Raw genomic sequence first — 13,820 nt, 5'->3', positions numbered from 1 at the left:
TGCTACGTGCGCGGCAGCGGATCGCTGCGGCAGGATTGCGGGAGACGATCAGGTCAGCGTGGAACGAGCCGACGTGCCGAAGGAAAAGCAGATGTGATTCGGCCAACCCTGTCCGGACGCATTCGGACACGGCAGACGATATCGTCGAGAAACGGAAAAACGGCGGGAGGAGAATGACCGGCCCGTCGATCAGGCACATGGCTGCGGCTGATGAAGCCGGAGGAGAATCGCCGGTCTGGCCGGCGAAGCGGCCCGGCAGGGCGCCGGGCTGAAGCTCGCGTCGGGATGCCGACGCCGTCGGCGCGCCGGTGCGCGAGTCGCGCACCGTGCCGCGCCAGCGGCGATCAGTCCCAGTCGCGGTGGTGACGATGCTTGCGGTGACGGTAGCCGCGGTCGCCATGATCGCGATCGTACGAACTGCGCGACATGTTGCCGCCGAGTGCCGCGCCGGCGCCGCCGCCGACCGCCGCGCCCAGCAGGCCGCCCGTACGGCCGCCCATCGCATTGCCTGCCGCGGTACCTGCGCCGCCGCCGAGGGCGCCGCCGATGATCGCGCCGGTGCGCTCGCGACGGTTCGACGTCACCGCGCCGCCGGCGCCGCCGCCGATCGCGCCGCCGATGACGGAGCCGGTGCTGCCGCCGACCGCGCCGCCGACCGCTGCGCCGGCAACCCCGCCGAGCGCGCCGCCGAGCGCATTGTTCAAGTCACCGGCTACTGCCGGCAGTGCAGTCGCGCCGGTCAGCACGGCGACGACGAGAGCGGGGGCGATTTTCTTCCACATTCCCGTATTCTTCCTTGTTCGCAATTCTGGTTATCGAGGTCCGCTCGGTACGACGATCTGAATCGATCGACGTCGGGCCAGGCAATGTGCCGAACCGCGGACCAATTCATTTCAATGAGCTTGCGGCGAAGAATAGCACCGGTCCCACATTCGTGCCGTGGACATTCTGGTAACAAGTTGTTTACGAATCACGCATGTCGAACGCGTACTGGAAATCGCTCGAAACCCTTGTCGGTATTGACGCACGCAAGGGTTCGGCCCCGTACCGGGACAGGCGCCTCATGCAGGCGATCGCACGTTTGAGACACACGTGGCAACACATCTGCACACGCCGTAAGCGGCATCCGAACGACGGGCGTCCAAAAGACGACGGGGTCAGTACACGCCGGGCAGCAATCGCCACGTCCGCGCGCAATACGCGTCGTATTCGGCACCGAATTGCGAACGCAGCAATGCCTCCTCCGAGCGGATCCGCGCGACGAGCGGCACCAGCGTCAGCACGACCAGCAGCACGCCGACGCCCGAGCGGAACACCAACGCCCAGCCGAGCGAATTGACGAGCAGGCCGAGATAGCTCGGATTGCGGATGCGGCTGTAGATGCCGCCCGTCACGAGCGTATGGCCCGGCTGGATCGCGACAAGCCCGCTGAAGCGCTTGCCGAGCACGAACACGGGCCAGATCCGCAGCACGCCGCCCGCGAGGTACAGCACGACGCCGATCCAGCGCACGGTGTCGCCGCCGAAGGTCCAGACGTCGAGGCGGTCGGTCAGCGCGGGCAGGTACGCGAGCAGGAAGCCGCTCACCGCGAACGCCGCGAGCACCCAGCGGTTGTCACGGTTCTCGCGCTCGCCGCTGCTCAGGTTGCCTTCGGTGAACAGCACGGCGGCGGCCATCGCGAACGTCGCGACGGCGATGACGATGAACGGTGGATGCGAGAAGAAGGCAGCGAATCCGCCGCTGCCGAGCACGGCGAGCCCGAGATAGACGAGCGTGGCGACGCCCGACAGGACGACGACCTTGGGGGTAATTGTCATGATGACGGCCTCGCGGGGATGCGCTTTCCTGTGAAGTATAGGAACTGCGCACACCGGGTGCCGTGCGCCGCCGTCATGCGGCGCGCGCGTTCACGCGCATCGTCTGGCTAACGGTAGCCGCCCGGCCGGGACAGCCGGTACAGCCGGGGCGGCCGAGGCGGGCATCGGGTGCCGGATCAGCGGATGCGGAAGTGGCCGCCGATTCCGATGCTGACGGGCGGCGCGTAGTACGCGGGCGCATAACCGTAGCCATAGCCGTAGTAGGCCGGCGCGGGCGCGTAGCCGTACGGCGGCGCGACGTAGCAGCCGGACAGGCCGCCGATCAGGGCAAGCGTGATGAGAAGTCTGGACATGGCTCGGTTCCCGGCGCGAAAGACGAATGGCACCGCGCGAAGGCCGTGCCGCCGCGACGGGCAGCGGCCGGCACGAAGAGGCGATCCGCCCTTCCTGTCGCTCGATGAAACAATGCGCGGAGTCTAGCGCCGGGCCTGGCCCGCCGAGTTTCCCGGGCGGTTACACGTGTTACCTGGTGTGACCGCCGAAACAGGCTTTGGCGGCGCGACGGCTGGCCGGTGGACGGCCGCCGCGCCCAGTGCGTCAGGGGCTGTTACACGAAGCGGGCGCGAATGCGCCGCGCGAGCGCTTCGAGCGTCGCCGCGTCGGCGATGTCGCGCGCATGCATCCGCAACTCCGCGCCTTCCCAGCGCGGAATCACGTGGAAATGCACGTGCGGGACCGTCTGGCCAGCGGCCGCGCCGTTGAACTGACCGATGAACACGCCGTCCGGCTCGAGCGCCGCGCGCACCGCCGCCGCGACGCGCTGCGTCATGCGGATGCCGGCCGCGGCCGCCTCGCCGGACAATTCGAAAATCTGCGCGGCCGGCTCCTTCGGAATCACGAGCACGTGACCGTCGGCCTGCGGCATCAGATCCATGATCGCGAGCGTCGCGTCGTCTTCGGCGACCTTCACGCACGGCAGTTCGCCGCGCAGGATTTTGGCGAACGGGTTGTTGTTGTCGTAGGACATGGCGTTTTCCGATCTCGGTTGGACAGTGGGACTGGCAAAGCAATCCCGGACGATTATCGGCCGATGGCCCGCCCGATATCAACTCGCCCAACGCGCGACGCGTGCCGAACCGTCGAGCGCGCGGCAGCGCGAACGCATGCGGCCGCCATCGCGCGTCACGCGGTCGCGATTGCAACGCATCGCCCGAACCTGCGACACTGCCGGATCGTTGCCGGCCGGCACGCTACCGAGGACGCTCGCGCATGACGATTCCCCTCAAGAAGCTGATTCTGCGCGGTGTCGCGCTCGCGCTCGTTGGCGCGATCGGCTACACGGGCTACATGCTGTCCCGGCTCGCGCCGATCGCGACCGGTTATGCGGCCAAGGCGCTGTGTTCCGGCGTGTTCGTGTCGGGCCGCCCGGCCGCGTCCGTGATCGACGTCGACATCATGGCCGGCGTCCATCCGCTTCTGAAACTGGTGCGCCCGTCGATCGACCCCGACCATCATCGCGCGGTGGCGACCTTCGCCGGCTTCGCCGAACGCGAAGCCGACTTCCGGCCGGGACTCGGCTGCACGCTCGCGCTCGGATCCCCGACTGGTGCGGCGGCAGCGACCTTGCCCGCCGCATTGCCGGCCCTCCCCGACCTGCCGCCCGCGCCACCCTCATCGGCCGCACCGGCCACGCCGCCCGCCGGCATCGACGCCCACAAGCTGCAGACCGCGCTCGACCGCGCGTTCGACGAACCCGATCCGGCGCGGCCTCGGCGCACGCGCGCGGTGGTCGTGATGTGGCGCGGCCAGGTGATCGCCGAACGCTATGCGCCCGGCTTCACGGCCGACACGCCGCTGCCCGGCTGGTCGATGACGAAGACCGTCACGGCGGCGCTGGTCGGCACGCTCGTCGCGCGGCACAAGCTGTCGCCGGACGCGTCGGCGCTACTGCCCGAATGGCGCGGCAGCGGCGATCCTCGCGCGGCCATCACGCTCGACGAGTTGCTGCGGATGACGAGCGGCCTGCAATTCAACGAGGACTACGACGACCCGCTGTCCGACGTCGCGGTGATGCTGTTCACGCAGCCCGATACCGCGCGGTTCGCGTCGGCGAAGCCGCTGGCCGCGACGCCCGGTGCGCAGTGGTCCTACTCGAGCGGCACGAGCGCGATCGTCGCGCGCGTGATGCGCGAAGCACTGGGCGGCAGCGACGACGACTACCTCGCGTTTCCGCGCCGTGCGCTGTTCGCGCCGCTCGGGATGCGCAGCGCGGTGTTCGAGCCCGACGCGTCCGGCACGCTCGTCAGCGCGTCGTACATGTATGCGAGCGCACGCGACTGGGCGCGCTTCGGGCAGCTTCTGCTTCAGGACGGCGTGTGGAACGGGCAGCGACTGCTGCCGGAAGGCTGGGTGCGCTATCTGACGCGCGCGACGCCGCAGTCGTCGCGGCAGGAATTCGGCGCGCAGCTGTGGGTCAAGGTGCCGGAGCCGTTCAACGATCGCGATCCGCACGCGCGGGCGATGCCGGCCGACGCGTTTCACGCGGTCGGCCATGAAGGCCAGTTCGTGAGCGTGGTGCCGAGCCGTCAATTGGTGGTCGTGCGGCTCGGGCTGTCGCGGCCGGAAGCCGCGTGGAATCACGAGGCCTTTCTCGCGCGCGTGCTCGACGCGGTGCCTGCGCCCGGTGCGTGACGACGGGCGATTACCCGCCGGGCGCGTGAAGCGGCGGCAGCGACGCCGCCGCTTCACGCGCTATCCGCGCTGCATTACGGATTCGCGCTGCCCGCGTACTGCTTGAAACCCTCGCGCGTCGCGAGACGTTCGATATAGCGCGATACCGCCGGCAGGTCCGGATGCTCGAACGGCGTGCCGAACCAGCGGTTCACCGACAGGCCGACCGGAATGTCCGCGAGCGTGAACGTGTTGCCCGCCACATACGCACCGGTCTTTTCGAGCTGCGCATTCAGCACCTGCATGTGCTTCGTCCAGCCCGCGATCGACTGTGCGATGCCGTCCGGATCCTGGTGATCGGGCGATTTGCGCACGAGACCGAGGAATGCGCCGACCCACGAGCGGTTCAGGTCCGAGCCCTGCCAGTCGATCCACTGGTCGACCCGCGCACGCGCCTGCGGCTCGGCCGGATACAGCGCATCGCCGCCGTAGCGGTTCGCGAGGTAGCGGATGATCGTGTTCGATTCCCAGAGCACGAAATCGTCGTCCTTGATGACGGGCACGAGCGCGTTCGGATTCAGCGCGAGATAGGCCGGTTCGTGGGTCGTGCGAAAGCCCGCGCCCCAGTCTTCCTGCTCGAACGGCAGGTTCAGTTCGGTGCACAGCCACAGCACCTTGCGGACGTTGATGGACGGAATCTTGCCGAGGACGTGCAGCATGCAGTCTCCTTGTGGGGTCGGGTGCGGAGCGTTCGGGGCGCGCGGCACGCTCCGAATGCGTTCACGCTGAATTTATACACGACCGCGCGGGAAACGGCAGGCCGCGGGCGCGAAATCGGTGTGCGGCCGATTCGTCAGGTCGCGCAGCGCGTGCTCGGCCGTCGGGAAGCGGAACATGAATCCGTCCTGATGCAGCCGTGCCGGCATCACGCGCTGCCCGTCCAGCAGCAGTTCGGCCATCTCGCCCATCGCGGCGCGCAGCGGCGCGGCCGGCACGTGCAGCCACGCGGGGCGGCGCAGCACCTTCGTCACGACCTGCACGAACGCGCGCTGGGTCAGCGGCACCGGTGCGACCGCGTTGTAGACGCCGCGCATGCCTGCATGCGACATCGCGCGTGCGACGACGCGCAGCACGTCGTCGCGGTGAATCCAGCTCATCACCTGCGCGCCATCGCCCAATCGACCGCCCAGCCCGAAGTAATGCGGCAGCAGCATCGGGCGCAACGCCCCGCCGGGGCCGAACACGATGCCCAGCCGCAGCACCACCGCGCGCACGCCGTGGCGTTCGAGCGGCTGTGCGGCCGCCTCCCACTGCCGGCACAGTGCCGACATGAAGCCCGCGCCTGCGCTGCTGCCCTCGTCGAGCCGTTCGTCGCCCGGCCGCGCGCCGTAGTAGCCGATCGCGGACGCCTGGATCCACGTGCGAGGCTTGACCTCGGCGGTCTCGACCCAACGCATCAGCGCCTGCGTGACGCCGACGCGGCTGGCGAGCAGCAGCGCCTGCCTGCGCTTGCTCCAGCGCGCGCCCAGCACGGGCGCCCCGGCAAGATTGACGACCGTGTCGAAGCGCTCGTGCGGCTGCAACTGGCCGGCGGACGTCACGCTGCGCACGCGGCCTTGAAACAGGTAGCCCGCGCGCAGCGGATCGCGCGCCAGCAACGTGACCGTATGTCCCACATCGAGCAACTGGTTCACGAGCGTTTCGCCGATGAAGCCGGTCCCGCCGGCGACGAGCACGTTGCCCGGCCGCTGCCCCGCAAACGGGTTGGCGGCCGGCGCACGTTGCGCGATGCGGCACGCGGCGATCCCGTCGCGCAGGCCCGACACCGTCACGCCGACGGCGAACAGGCCGAGCAGCCAGCCGCGCCAGCCGAGGTCGATCGCGCGCAGCGCAGTCGGCTCGTGCATCCACACGGACAGTTGCATCGCGAGCATCCCGAACAACGCGCCGCCGTTGACGGCCAGCAGCGTATGCAGCACGCGCTCGGTCGCCGGCAGCTTGCGGCTTTGGTCCTCGACGACGAAATCCCACAACGTCAGCCCCACCTCGACGAGCACGACCGTCGCGAGGACGGCGACCCATGCGCCGTGAAACGCGACGTTCGCGATCGATGCGAACACGAGACCGTACAAAACGGATCGCACCGCATGAATCGCGAGTTCGAGCCGCGCACGCGGGCGGTGCGGCAGGTCCTGCGTCAGTTCGTGGTGGTAAAGCGTATCGAATGCGCCCATCGCGCCCTGCACGATCAGCAGATCGAGTGCCCAGTCGAAAGCAGGCAACGTGTTCATGCGGTATCCCTCCTCCACAACCAGACCAGCGGCGGCACCATCGCGACGAGTGCAGCGACGTCGACCGCCACGTGGCCCCACACCTGCGCCTGCCACGACAACAACATGTCCTGCGGCGCCCAGATCGACAGACCGGCCAGCAGCCAGCCCCACACTTCCCGTTTCCGCAACCGGTTGCCTAGATGGACGAGCGCGAGCATCCAGACCGACGCGCACTGCACCGTCGCGGCGATCAGCGACAGCCACCAGACCTGCTGGGCGCGCGCGGCTACGGGTGCGGTTCCCGTCCAGAAATGCCACTCGATGTCGCGGTGATACGTGTCGAGCGAGGATGCGCCTGCGATCCACGGAATGGCCGCGCCGACGAGCAGGTGCACGATCGCCGCTGCATACATCCAGCGCACGACGATGCGCCGCGACGTGTCGTGCGCCGGGCGGTTCGCTGCCGCGCTTTCGGCATCCCCACCGATGCCGCATGCGCCCCCTTCGCAGCAGGTTTCCGCTCGATACCCGAGCCAGTGCGATACGGCATGCCGATTGCGTGCCAGGCGGCGATACAGCGGCGCGAACACGGCACGCATCGCCGGCACGCGAAGCAGCCAGACGATCCTGTCGCGCCCGAGCAGCGTATAGGCAGCGAGAATGCTGTCGATGCCGGTCAGCATGCGTCCGTCGGGCAGACGCGCATGCAGTTCGCGATTCAGCGCGGGCAAGTCGACGCCCAGCGGCGCCGGATCGAACCCCGGCTTGGCGATATCGACGAACGCCAGCCGGTGTCGTGCGTCGCGGGCGCCGAGACGCCGGATTTCCGCAACGCATAACGGACATCGCCCGTCGAAGTAGAGAACCAATTCACTTGATTCCATGCTTTGCACTCCTTCTTGTTATCGCGAGCATCATGAACCGATCGATCGACTGCCTTCGCGCGTACGCCGCCGCTTCCACGCCACGGCGACGGGCTTACATCGGCTTGACCACCATCAGGAAGTAGACGGTCAGCATCGCGAAGAACGCCGGATAGCCGAGTAGTTCCCAGCGCTTTGCATAGCGCCAGTAGCGCTCCGGCAACGAGGCGTCGCCGTTCGCGTGCGCGAGCGTCGCCATCGATGCCAGTTCGAGCTGCAGCCATACGACCGGCAGCCAGCACGCACCGGCGACGGCGTACAGCACGATCGACGCGAGCAGCCACGGTGTATGCCACGGCCAGCCGGCCGTATGCGCGAGCCACAGGCCGGACGCCGGCTGGAAGATCACGGCCGGCGTCGTGAACCACCAGTCGGCGCGCACCACGAGCCGCGACACGGCCGCGATCGCGGGCACCGAGCGCGTGCGGTTCGCGAAGAACAGGTAGAACGCAGTGCCGAACCCCGTGCCGACCAGCAGCACCGAAGACAGGATGTGAAGCGCCTTGATGACGAGATAGGTATTCATGTGCGTTCTTCTTCTGAAAACAGGATCAACAGGATGGCGAGAATCGGCACGTTCTTGAGCACGGGGCCGAACGGTTCGGCCAGCAGGCCCGGCATCGTGACCGCGATGACCGCCGAATACGCGACGATCAGCGCCGCTTGCGCAGCCCACAGGCGCCGCGACGGCGCGGCGATGGTCGCGATGCCGAACGCGAAATCCAGCGCGCTGGCCGCGTAAAGCGCAATCAGTGCGGGCAGGCCCGTCAGGTGTGCGGGCGCCAGCAGCGCGAGGCTCGCGTGCAGCGGATGGATGAATGCGCTGGCGATCGCCGTCCAGATCCATACGATCGCGAGCGCGCCCTGCAACAACGGACGCCGCCACATCGCGAGCGCATCGCCGCGCAGCGCGGCGGCGTCCGCGCCGATGAAGCTGCCGATACCGCGCGGCGGCCGGCCCAGCACGGCGGCGGTGGCCGCCGGATCGCCGGTGTTCCCGCCGCGCAGCATCGTCCACGTGTCGCGCGTCAGCATCGCCCCCGGCAACGCGCCGAGCAGCGTGGCCGCCGCGCCGACCAGCGAGCCCGGCAGCGTCACGCGGGCCGCCGGCGAAAACCCGAGCGCGGCGCGGTAGCCGGCCAGCATCTCGCGGTATTCGACTTCGTCGCGGCCGACCACGTCGATCACCCGGCTGCCCGCCGCCGGCGCATCGCCCGCTTGCACGACGAGCCGCGCAACGACTTCGGCGAGATCGTCGACATGCACCGGGCGCAGCCGCTGACGGCCGCCCGCCGGCAATACCTGCATGGGGAGTGACGCGAGCATCCGGAAAAACCGCGCGGACGCGCCGGCCGCCCCGTAGACGAGCGCGGGGCGCACGATGCGGAAATCGATCGGCAGCGTCTGCAGGAAACGGTCGGCCGCAAGCTTGCTCGCGAAGTACCGCGTATCGCCGCGCTCGACCCCGAGCGCCGAGATCTGGATCACGCGCCGCACGCCGGCACGACAGCACGCGGTAAAGAGCGCGCACGGCGCGGCGCCATGCACGACGTCGAGCGTCGCGCCGCGCCGATCGGCCAGCATGCCGACCGCGTTGATCACCACGTCGACGCCCTTCAGCCGCGCCAGCCATGCGTGCGGATCGACGTCCCGCGCGAAGTCGATCGCGACGTCGTGCGGGCCGGCCGCGTGTCGCACGCCGCGCAGCACGCGATGCCCGCCGGCTTCGAGTTGCGCGCACAGCGCCCGCCCGATGAAGCCGTTCGCGCCGCACACGAGCACGGTCATGCCGCGTGCGCCGGTGCGCTCGGACGGGCAGGTCGACGGCAAGGCTGCGTTCATTTTCATCCTATACTTACAGTTATTTCTGTACAGACAGAAATAACAATCCCGAAAAAAGCGGGCTGTTGCCCGCACGTCCATCGCCGCTTACTTCGACGGCTTGCGCCTGACCGTCTGACTGATCTTCGCACCGATGCCGAGCGCCTTCATCAGCGTATCGGGCTTGAGCCGCAGCATCTCGTCCGACCACGTCGTGAGCGTCTCGACGAACTGCAGCGTGTCGCGGATGCGCTGTTCGGTCTCGCGGCTCTCGTTCGCGATCTCCGGGTTCGTCAGGCAATCGCGCAGCACCGTGAGCGTCGGCTCGATCTCGCGCTGCCGCCGCCCTTCGACGATCAGCTTGAACAATTCCCAGATGTCGGTGGACGTCTCGAAGTGGTCGCGGCGATCGCCCAGCACGTGCACCACCTTCGCGAGCCGCCACGCCTGCAGTTCCTTCAGGCTCGTGCTGACGTTGGAGCGCGCGACGTTGAGCGTCTCGGCGATTTCGTCCGCCGCCACCGGCCGGCCGGCCAGGTAAAGCAGCGCGTGAATCTGCGAGACGGTGCGGTTGACGCCCCACCGCGAGCCCATTTCGCCCCAGTGGAGAATGAATCGTTCGGCAATCGGTGTGAGTTCCATGTCGGAGAATTTATTCATTTCAGTTATTTCTGTCAAGAGAGAAATAACCGGGCGAACCGGCACCTTCCGGCCGCGCCCGCCCGCGATCGGCCGCTTCCTTTACAATGCGCGGGATTTTTCCGATTTCAGGCCGTCCCCGCCTTTCTGATAGACAGAGGTTTCCATGATCATCAAACCGCGCGTGCGTGGCTTCATCTGCGTGACGACTCATCCCGTCGGCTGCGAAGCCAACGTCAAGGAACAGATCGACTACGTGACTTCGCACGGCCCGATCGCCAATGGCCCGAAAAAGGTGCTCGTGATCGGCGCGTCGACCGGCTACGGCCTCGCCGCCCGGATCTCGGCCGCATTCGGCTCGGGCGCGGACACGCTCGGCGTGTTCTTCGAGCGCGCCGGCAGCGAAACGAAGCCGGGCACGGCCGGCTGGTACAACAGCGCCGCGTTCGAGAAATTCGCCGCGGAAAAAGGCCTTTATGCGCGCAGCATCAACGGCGACGCATTCTCCGACAAGGTCAAGCAGGTCACGATCGACACCATCAAGCAGGATCTCGGCAAGGTCGACCTGGTGGTCTACAGCCTCGCGGCGCCGCGCCGCACGCACCCGAAGACGGGCGAAACCATCAGCTCGACGCTCAAGCCGGTCGGCAAGGCCGTCACGTTCCGCGGCCTCGACACCGACAAGGAAGTGATCCGCGAAGTGTCGCTCGAACCGGCGACGCAGGAAGAGATCGACGGCACCGTCGCGGTGATGGGCGGCGAGGACTGGCAGATGTGGATCGACGCGCTGGCCGAAGCCGGCGTGCTGGCCGACGGCGCGAAGACCACCGCGTTCACGTACCTCGGCGAGCAGATCACGCACGATATCTACTGGAACGGCTCGATCGGCGAAGCGAAGAAGGATCTCGACAAGAAGGTGCTGTCGATCCGCGACAAGCTCGCCGCGCACGGCGGCGACGCCCGCGTGTCGGTGCTGAAGGCCGTCGTCACGCAGGCCAGCTCGGCGATCCCGATGATGCCGCTGTACCTGTCGCTGCTGTTCAAGGTGATGAAGGAAACCGGCACGCACGAAGGCTGCATCGAGCAGGTGTACGGGCTCCTGAAGGACAGCCTGTACGGCGCGACGCCGCACGTCGACGACGAAGGCCGCCTGCGCGCGGACTACAAGGAACTCGATCCGCAAGTACAGGGCAAGGTCGTCGCGATGTGGGACAAGGTGACGAACGAGAACCTGTACGAGATGACCGACTTCGCCGGCTACAAGACCGAGTTCCTGCGTCTGTTCGGCTTCGAGATCGCCGGCGTCGACTACGACGCGGACGTGAACCCGGACGTGAAGATCCCGGGCATCATCGACACCACGGTCTGACGGCGCGGCCCGCCGCCGCACTCGCGGCGGGTTCGCATTGCCGGCGGCGTCAATGCAGCGCCGGTTCTTCCAGATAGCCGCCCGACGACAGCGTGGCTTTCACCTGCCGCGTGAATTCGTCGGTCGACACTTCCTCCGCCCCCGCTTCGATGGCGTCGTACGCCTGGCGCACGACGTCGGCCGGCGTGGCTTTCGGCACGTCGAGACCGGCCGTCAGATCGGTATCGATGAAGCCGGCATGCAGCCCGACGACCTGCGTACGCTGCTCGCGCAGCGAATGGCGCAGCCCGTTGGTCAGCGCCCAGGCGGCCGATTTCGAGACACCATAGCCCGACAGGATCGGCGGGTTCATCCAGCTCGCGACCGACAGGATGTTCAGGATCGCGCCGCCGCCGTGAGCCGCGAGGGTACCCGCAAATGCCCGCGACATCGCCAGCATCCCGAACATGTTCGTCTCCAGATGAGCGCGTAATGCGTCGACCGCGCCGTCGTCGGTCAGGCTACCGAGCCGCGCGATGCCGGCGTTGTTGATCAGCAGCGTGACGTCGCGCGCCGCGTCGGCCGCCGCGGCGACCGACGCCGGATCCGTCACGTCGAGCTTCACGGGCACGACGCCCGGCAGCGTCACGCTGGCCGGATCGCGCGCCGCCGCATAGACCTTCCGCGCGCCACGTTCGAGCGCCTGCCTCGCGAACTCGAGGCCAAGCCCGCGGTTCGCGCCCGTGATGAAAACGACTGCACCTTCGATCTTCATGATCGTTCCTTTCCGAGATTCCATCCCGTGCGCGCCGGTTCGCCGTACGCGTCGAGATCCAATGAAAAAACCGCGCTGCCGACGCGGGCTGAACCGTTGCACCGCCGGTGCCGGACGGCAGGCAGTCCCGCCGCCCGCGCCGCCGCGCACCGAAGACCTGATCCACGTCGATCCGTGCGGCGCCGGTTGCTTCGCTTCGTCCGCGAAGTCGGCTACACTTGAATCTCAATGTCGATCACCATCGTCTTGGAGATGCATGGTGCCAGCGGGATGCCGGCACGTCAATGGTGATCGCCATTGTGTTTTTCAATCGGCGCAATTGCCGGAATGAGGGAGGGATCGATGGGCGTATCCAGACAGCAGGCTGCCGAGAATCGCAGCACGATCGTCGCGGCTGCGGAGCGGCTGTTCCGCGTGCGCGGCGTCGATGCGGTGGGCTTGACGGAACTGATGAAGGAAGCCGGCTTCACGCAGGGCGGCTTCTACAACCACTTCAAGTCGAAAGACGCGCTGGTCGCCGAAGTCATGGAAAAGGCGATGGCCGACCGCGCGGATTCGCCGAACGCCGGCAGTCTCGACGCGCAGCTGGCGGCCTATCTGTCGCCCGCGCATCGCGACGACGTCGAGGCCGGGTGTCCGCTATCCGGCTTCGCGGGCGACGCGCCCCGGCTGACCGATACGGCGCGCGCATGCTACGCGCACGGGCTCGCCGCGTATCTCGATCGACTGGAACGGATGGTGGCGACCGACGGCGCCACGCCGGAGCAGACGCGCCGCGACGCGCTTGCGGTCTTCAGCCAGATGGTCGGTGCGCTCGTGCTGTCTCGCGCGATCGCAGGCAGCGATCCCGCGCTGGCCGACGAGATTCTGGACGCGGGGCGGGACGCGCTGATCGGCCGACGCGGCGATCCGGTGGCGTCGGCGTAACGGTGTAACGGCGCGCCCTTCGACGCGGCGGCGCCGTCCTCGCGCGCTATTCGATTGCCCGCGCGGCATCCCACAGCGGCTGCGTGCCGCGCGCCGCATTCCACGCGGCAAACTGCGTGCGCCACGATTCGAACGGCTGCGCGAGCGGATGGCGCGGATCGTCGCTGAGCGCATACGCCATTCCTTCGATCAGCCAGCGCGGCTTGGTCAGGACGGCGAGGTTGCCGAGCACTTCGGCCTGGCGGTGATGGATCAGCTCGTGCGCGAGAAAGTAGGTCTGCCAGCCGTGCGGTGCGATCACCACGCCGAAATCGCCGAGCGTCAGCGCCGCGCGCGTGCCGAGGCCGAACGCATCGGCGCACGTGCGCGTCGCGCAGAACACGACGCGCGGTGCCGCGCGAAACGCGCCGACGGCAGCCGCCGCGCGTGCGTAGCCGTCGCGATAGAGTTGCTGCGCGTCGCCGAGCTTCGCGACATCGTCCGTGCAGATGTCGGCGCTCGGGCACGACACGCCGGGAACCAGCGCGGGCGCGACGACGCGCAGCGGCTTGACGAGCGCGTACGCGGCAATCGGCAGCGCGACGAGCAGGCCCGTGAGGGCGAAAGCGACATGGGAGCGTTTCATCG

Annotated in this window: 15 protein-coding genes; 3 read left to right on the top strand and 12 right to left on the bottom strand. The window is 68.1% G+C overall.

All coding sequences use genetic code 11. From position 1 onward, the window contains the following. Positions 1–344: 344 nt before the first annotated feature. The 4 genes from HWX09_RS14880 to HWX09_RS14865 all read right to left on the bottom strand — a co-directional run bounded on the left by HWX09_RS14880 (position 345) and on the right by HWX09_RS14865 (position 2,844). The gene (locus tag HWX09_RS14880; RefSeq protein WP_027781621.1) at positions 345–782 is read right to left on the bottom strand and encodes a hypothetical protein; all 438 of its coding nucleotides are present in this window, start codon (positions 780–782) and stop codon (positions 345–347) included. A gap of 375 nt (positions 783–1,157) precedes the next feature. Further along, positions 1,158–1,817 carry an isoprenylcysteine carboxylmethyltransferase family protein gene (locus HWX09_RS14875; protein ID WP_027781622.1) on the bottom strand — a complete coding sequence of 220 codons (660 nt, stop codon included), beginning with the start codon at positions 1,815–1,817 and terminating at the stop codon, positions 1,158–1,160. A 176-nt stretch (positions 1,818–1,993) separates the two neighbouring features. Further along, a complete protein-coding gene (locus HWX09_RS14870) occupies positions 1,994–2,170 on the bottom strand; it encodes a hypothetical protein (RefSeq protein WP_175888582.1) in 177 nt (58 codons plus the stop codon). A gap of 254 nt (positions 2,171–2,424) precedes the next feature. After that, the gene (locus HWX09_RS14865; RefSeq protein ID WP_027781623.1) at positions 2,425–2,844 is read right to left on the bottom strand and encodes an HIT domain-containing protein; all 420 of its coding nucleotides are present in this window, start codon (positions 2,842–2,844) and stop codon (positions 2,425–2,427) included. Between the two features lie 242 nt (positions 2,845–3,086). On the opposite strand from HWX09_RS14865, the gene HWX09_RS14860 reads away from it, so the two are divergent. After that, the gene (locus HWX09_RS14860) at positions 3,087–4,508 is read left to right on the top strand and encodes a serine hydrolase (RefSeq protein WP_027781624.1); all 1,422 of its coding nucleotides are present in this window, start codon (positions 3,087–3,089) and stop codon (positions 4,506–4,508) included. 74 nt (positions 4,509–4,582) lie between these two features. Here the strand turns inward: HWX09_RS14860 and HWX09_RS14855 are convergent, their stop codons facing one another. The 6 genes from HWX09_RS14855 to HWX09_RS14830 form a co-directional block, all read right to left on the bottom strand. Then, positions 4,583–5,206: a glutathione S-transferase gene (locus HWX09_RS14855; protein WP_027781625.1), complete on the bottom strand. Its 624-nt coding sequence runs from the start codon at positions 5,204–5,206 to the stop codon at positions 4,583–4,585. 72 nt (positions 5,207–5,278) lie between these two features. Beyond that, complete coding sequence (locus HWX09_RS14850; protein WP_027781626.1) at positions 5,279–6,778, bottom strand: TIGR01777 family oxidoreductase; 1,500 nt, start codon at positions 6,776–6,778, stop codon at positions 5,279–5,281. Continuing rightward, positions 6,775–7,644 carry a DUF393 domain-containing protein gene (locus HWX09_RS14845; protein ID WP_027781627.1) on the bottom strand — a complete coding sequence of 290 codons (870 nt, stop codon included), beginning with the start codon at positions 7,642–7,644 and terminating at the stop codon, positions 6,775–6,777. The genes HWX09_RS14850 and HWX09_RS14845 overlap by 4 nt, the downstream gene beginning before the upstream one ends. Positions 7,645–7,738: 94 nt before the next feature. Beyond that, a complete protein-coding gene (locus HWX09_RS14840) occupies positions 7,739–8,209 on the bottom strand; it encodes a DUF2269 domain-containing protein (protein ID WP_027781628.1) in 471 nt (156 codons plus the stop codon). Continuing rightward, positions 8,206–9,525, bottom strand: a complete 1,320-nt coding sequence (locus HWX09_RS14835) for an SDR family oxidoreductase (protein ID WP_027781629.1) — start codon at positions 9,523–9,525, stop codon at positions 8,206–8,208. Before HWX09_RS14835 ends, HWX09_RS14840 begins: the two co-directional genes overlap by 4 nt. Before the next feature lie 87 nt (positions 9,526–9,612). Further along, complete coding sequence (locus HWX09_RS14830) at positions 9,613–10,146, bottom strand: MarR family transcriptional regulator (protein WP_006480371.1); 534 nt, start codon at positions 10,144–10,146, stop codon at positions 9,613–9,615. Positions 10,147–10,309: 163 nt separating this feature from the next. On the opposite strand from HWX09_RS14830, the gene fabV reads away from it, so the two are divergent. Next, positions 10,310–11,512, top strand: a complete 1,203-nt coding sequence (gene fabV / locus HWX09_RS14825; RefSeq protein ID WP_027781630.1) for an enoyl-ACP reductase FabV — start codon at positions 10,310–10,312, stop codon at positions 11,510–11,512. Positions 11,513–11,561: 49 nt separating this feature from the next. Here the strand turns inward: fabV and HWX09_RS14820 are convergent, their stop codons facing one another. Then, positions 11,562–12,266, bottom strand: a complete 705-nt coding sequence (locus HWX09_RS14820) for an SDR family oxidoreductase (protein ID WP_027781631.1) — start codon at positions 12,264–12,266, stop codon at positions 11,562–11,564. Positions 12,267–12,608: 342 nt separating this feature from the next. Between HWX09_RS14820 and HWX09_RS14815 the strand changes: the two genes are divergently transcribed. After that, positions 12,609–13,193, top strand: a complete 585-nt coding sequence (locus HWX09_RS14815) for a TetR family transcriptional regulator (protein ID WP_027781632.1) — start codon at positions 12,609–12,611, stop codon at positions 13,191–13,193. Between the two features lie 46 nt (positions 13,194–13,239). Here the strand turns inward: HWX09_RS14815 and HWX09_RS14810 are convergent, their stop codons facing one another. Further along, complete coding sequence (locus HWX09_RS14810; protein ID WP_027781633.1) at positions 13,240–13,818, bottom strand: membrane protein; 579 nt, start codon at positions 13,816–13,818, stop codon at positions 13,240–13,242. Between the last annotated feature and the right edge of the window lie 2 nt (positions 13,819–13,820).

This window comes from Burkholderia sp. BCC1208 (assembly GCF_902833095.1).
Classification (GTDB): Bacteria; Pseudomonadota; Gammaproteobacteria; order Burkholderiales; family Burkholderiaceae; genus Burkholderia.
The sequence above is the reverse complement of the archived record's forward strand: the minus strand, read 5'-3'. Positions and strand labels throughout refer to the sequence as shown.

Bases quoted from the DNA above. Each gene is read 5' to 3' on its own strand.
- HWX09_RS14880 (WP_027781621.1), bottom strand. From the start codon at position 782: ATGTGGAAGAAAATCGCCCCCGCTCTCGTCGTCGCCGTGCTGACCGGC.
- HWX09_RS14850 (WP_027781626.1), bottom strand. From the start codon at position 6,778: ATGAACACGTTGCCTGCTTTCGACTGGGCACTCGATCTGCTGATCGTG.
- HWX09_RS14835 (WP_027781629.1), bottom strand. From the start codon at position 9,525: ATGAACGCAGCCTTGCCGTCGACCTGCCCGTCCGAGCGCACCGGCGCA.
- HWX09_RS14820 (WP_027781631.1), bottom strand. From the start codon at position 12,266: ATGAAGATCGAAGGTGCAGTCGTTTTCATCACGGGCGCGAACCGCGGG.
- HWX09_RS14875 (WP_027781622.1), bottom strand. From the start codon at position 1,817: ATGACAATTACCCCCAAGGTCGTCGTCCTGTCGGGCGTCGCCACGCTC.
- fabV (WP_027781630.1), top strand. From the start codon at position 10,310: ATGATCATCAAACCGCGCGTGCGTGGCTTCATCTGCGTGACGACTCAT.
- HWX09_RS14810 (WP_027781633.1), bottom strand. From the start codon at position 13,818: ATGAAACGCTCCCATGTCGCTTTCGCCCTCACGGGCCTGCTCGTCGCG.
- HWX09_RS14840 (WP_027781628.1), bottom strand. From the start codon at position 8,209: ATGAATACCTATCTCGTCATCAAGGCGCTTCACATCCTGTCTTCGGTG.
- HWX09_RS14830 (WP_006480371.1), bottom strand. From the start codon at position 10,146: ATGGAACTCACACCGATTGCCGAACGATTCATTCTCCACTGGGGCGAA.
- HWX09_RS14860 (WP_027781624.1), top strand. From the start codon at position 3,087: ATGACGATTCCCCTCAAGAAGCTGATTCTGCGCGGTGTCGCGCTCGCG.
- HWX09_RS14845 (WP_027781627.1), bottom strand. From the start codon at position 7,644: ATGGAATCAAGTGAATTGGTTCTCTACTTCGACGGGCGATGTCCGTTA.
- HWX09_RS14865 (WP_027781623.1), bottom strand. From the start codon at position 2,844: ATGTCCTACGACAACAACAACCCGTTCGCCAAAATCCTGCGCGGCGAA.
- HWX09_RS14870 (WP_175888582.1), bottom strand. From the start codon at position 2,170: ATGTCCAGACTTCTCATCACGCTTGCCCTGATCGGCGGCCTGTCCGGC.
- HWX09_RS14855 (WP_027781625.1), bottom strand. From the start codon at position 5,206: ATGCTGCACGTCCTCGGCAAGATTCCGTCCATCAACGTCCGCAAGGTG.
- HWX09_RS14815 (WP_027781632.1), top strand. From the start codon at position 12,609: ATGGGCGTATCCAGACAGCAGGCTGCCGAGAATCGCAGCACGATCGTC.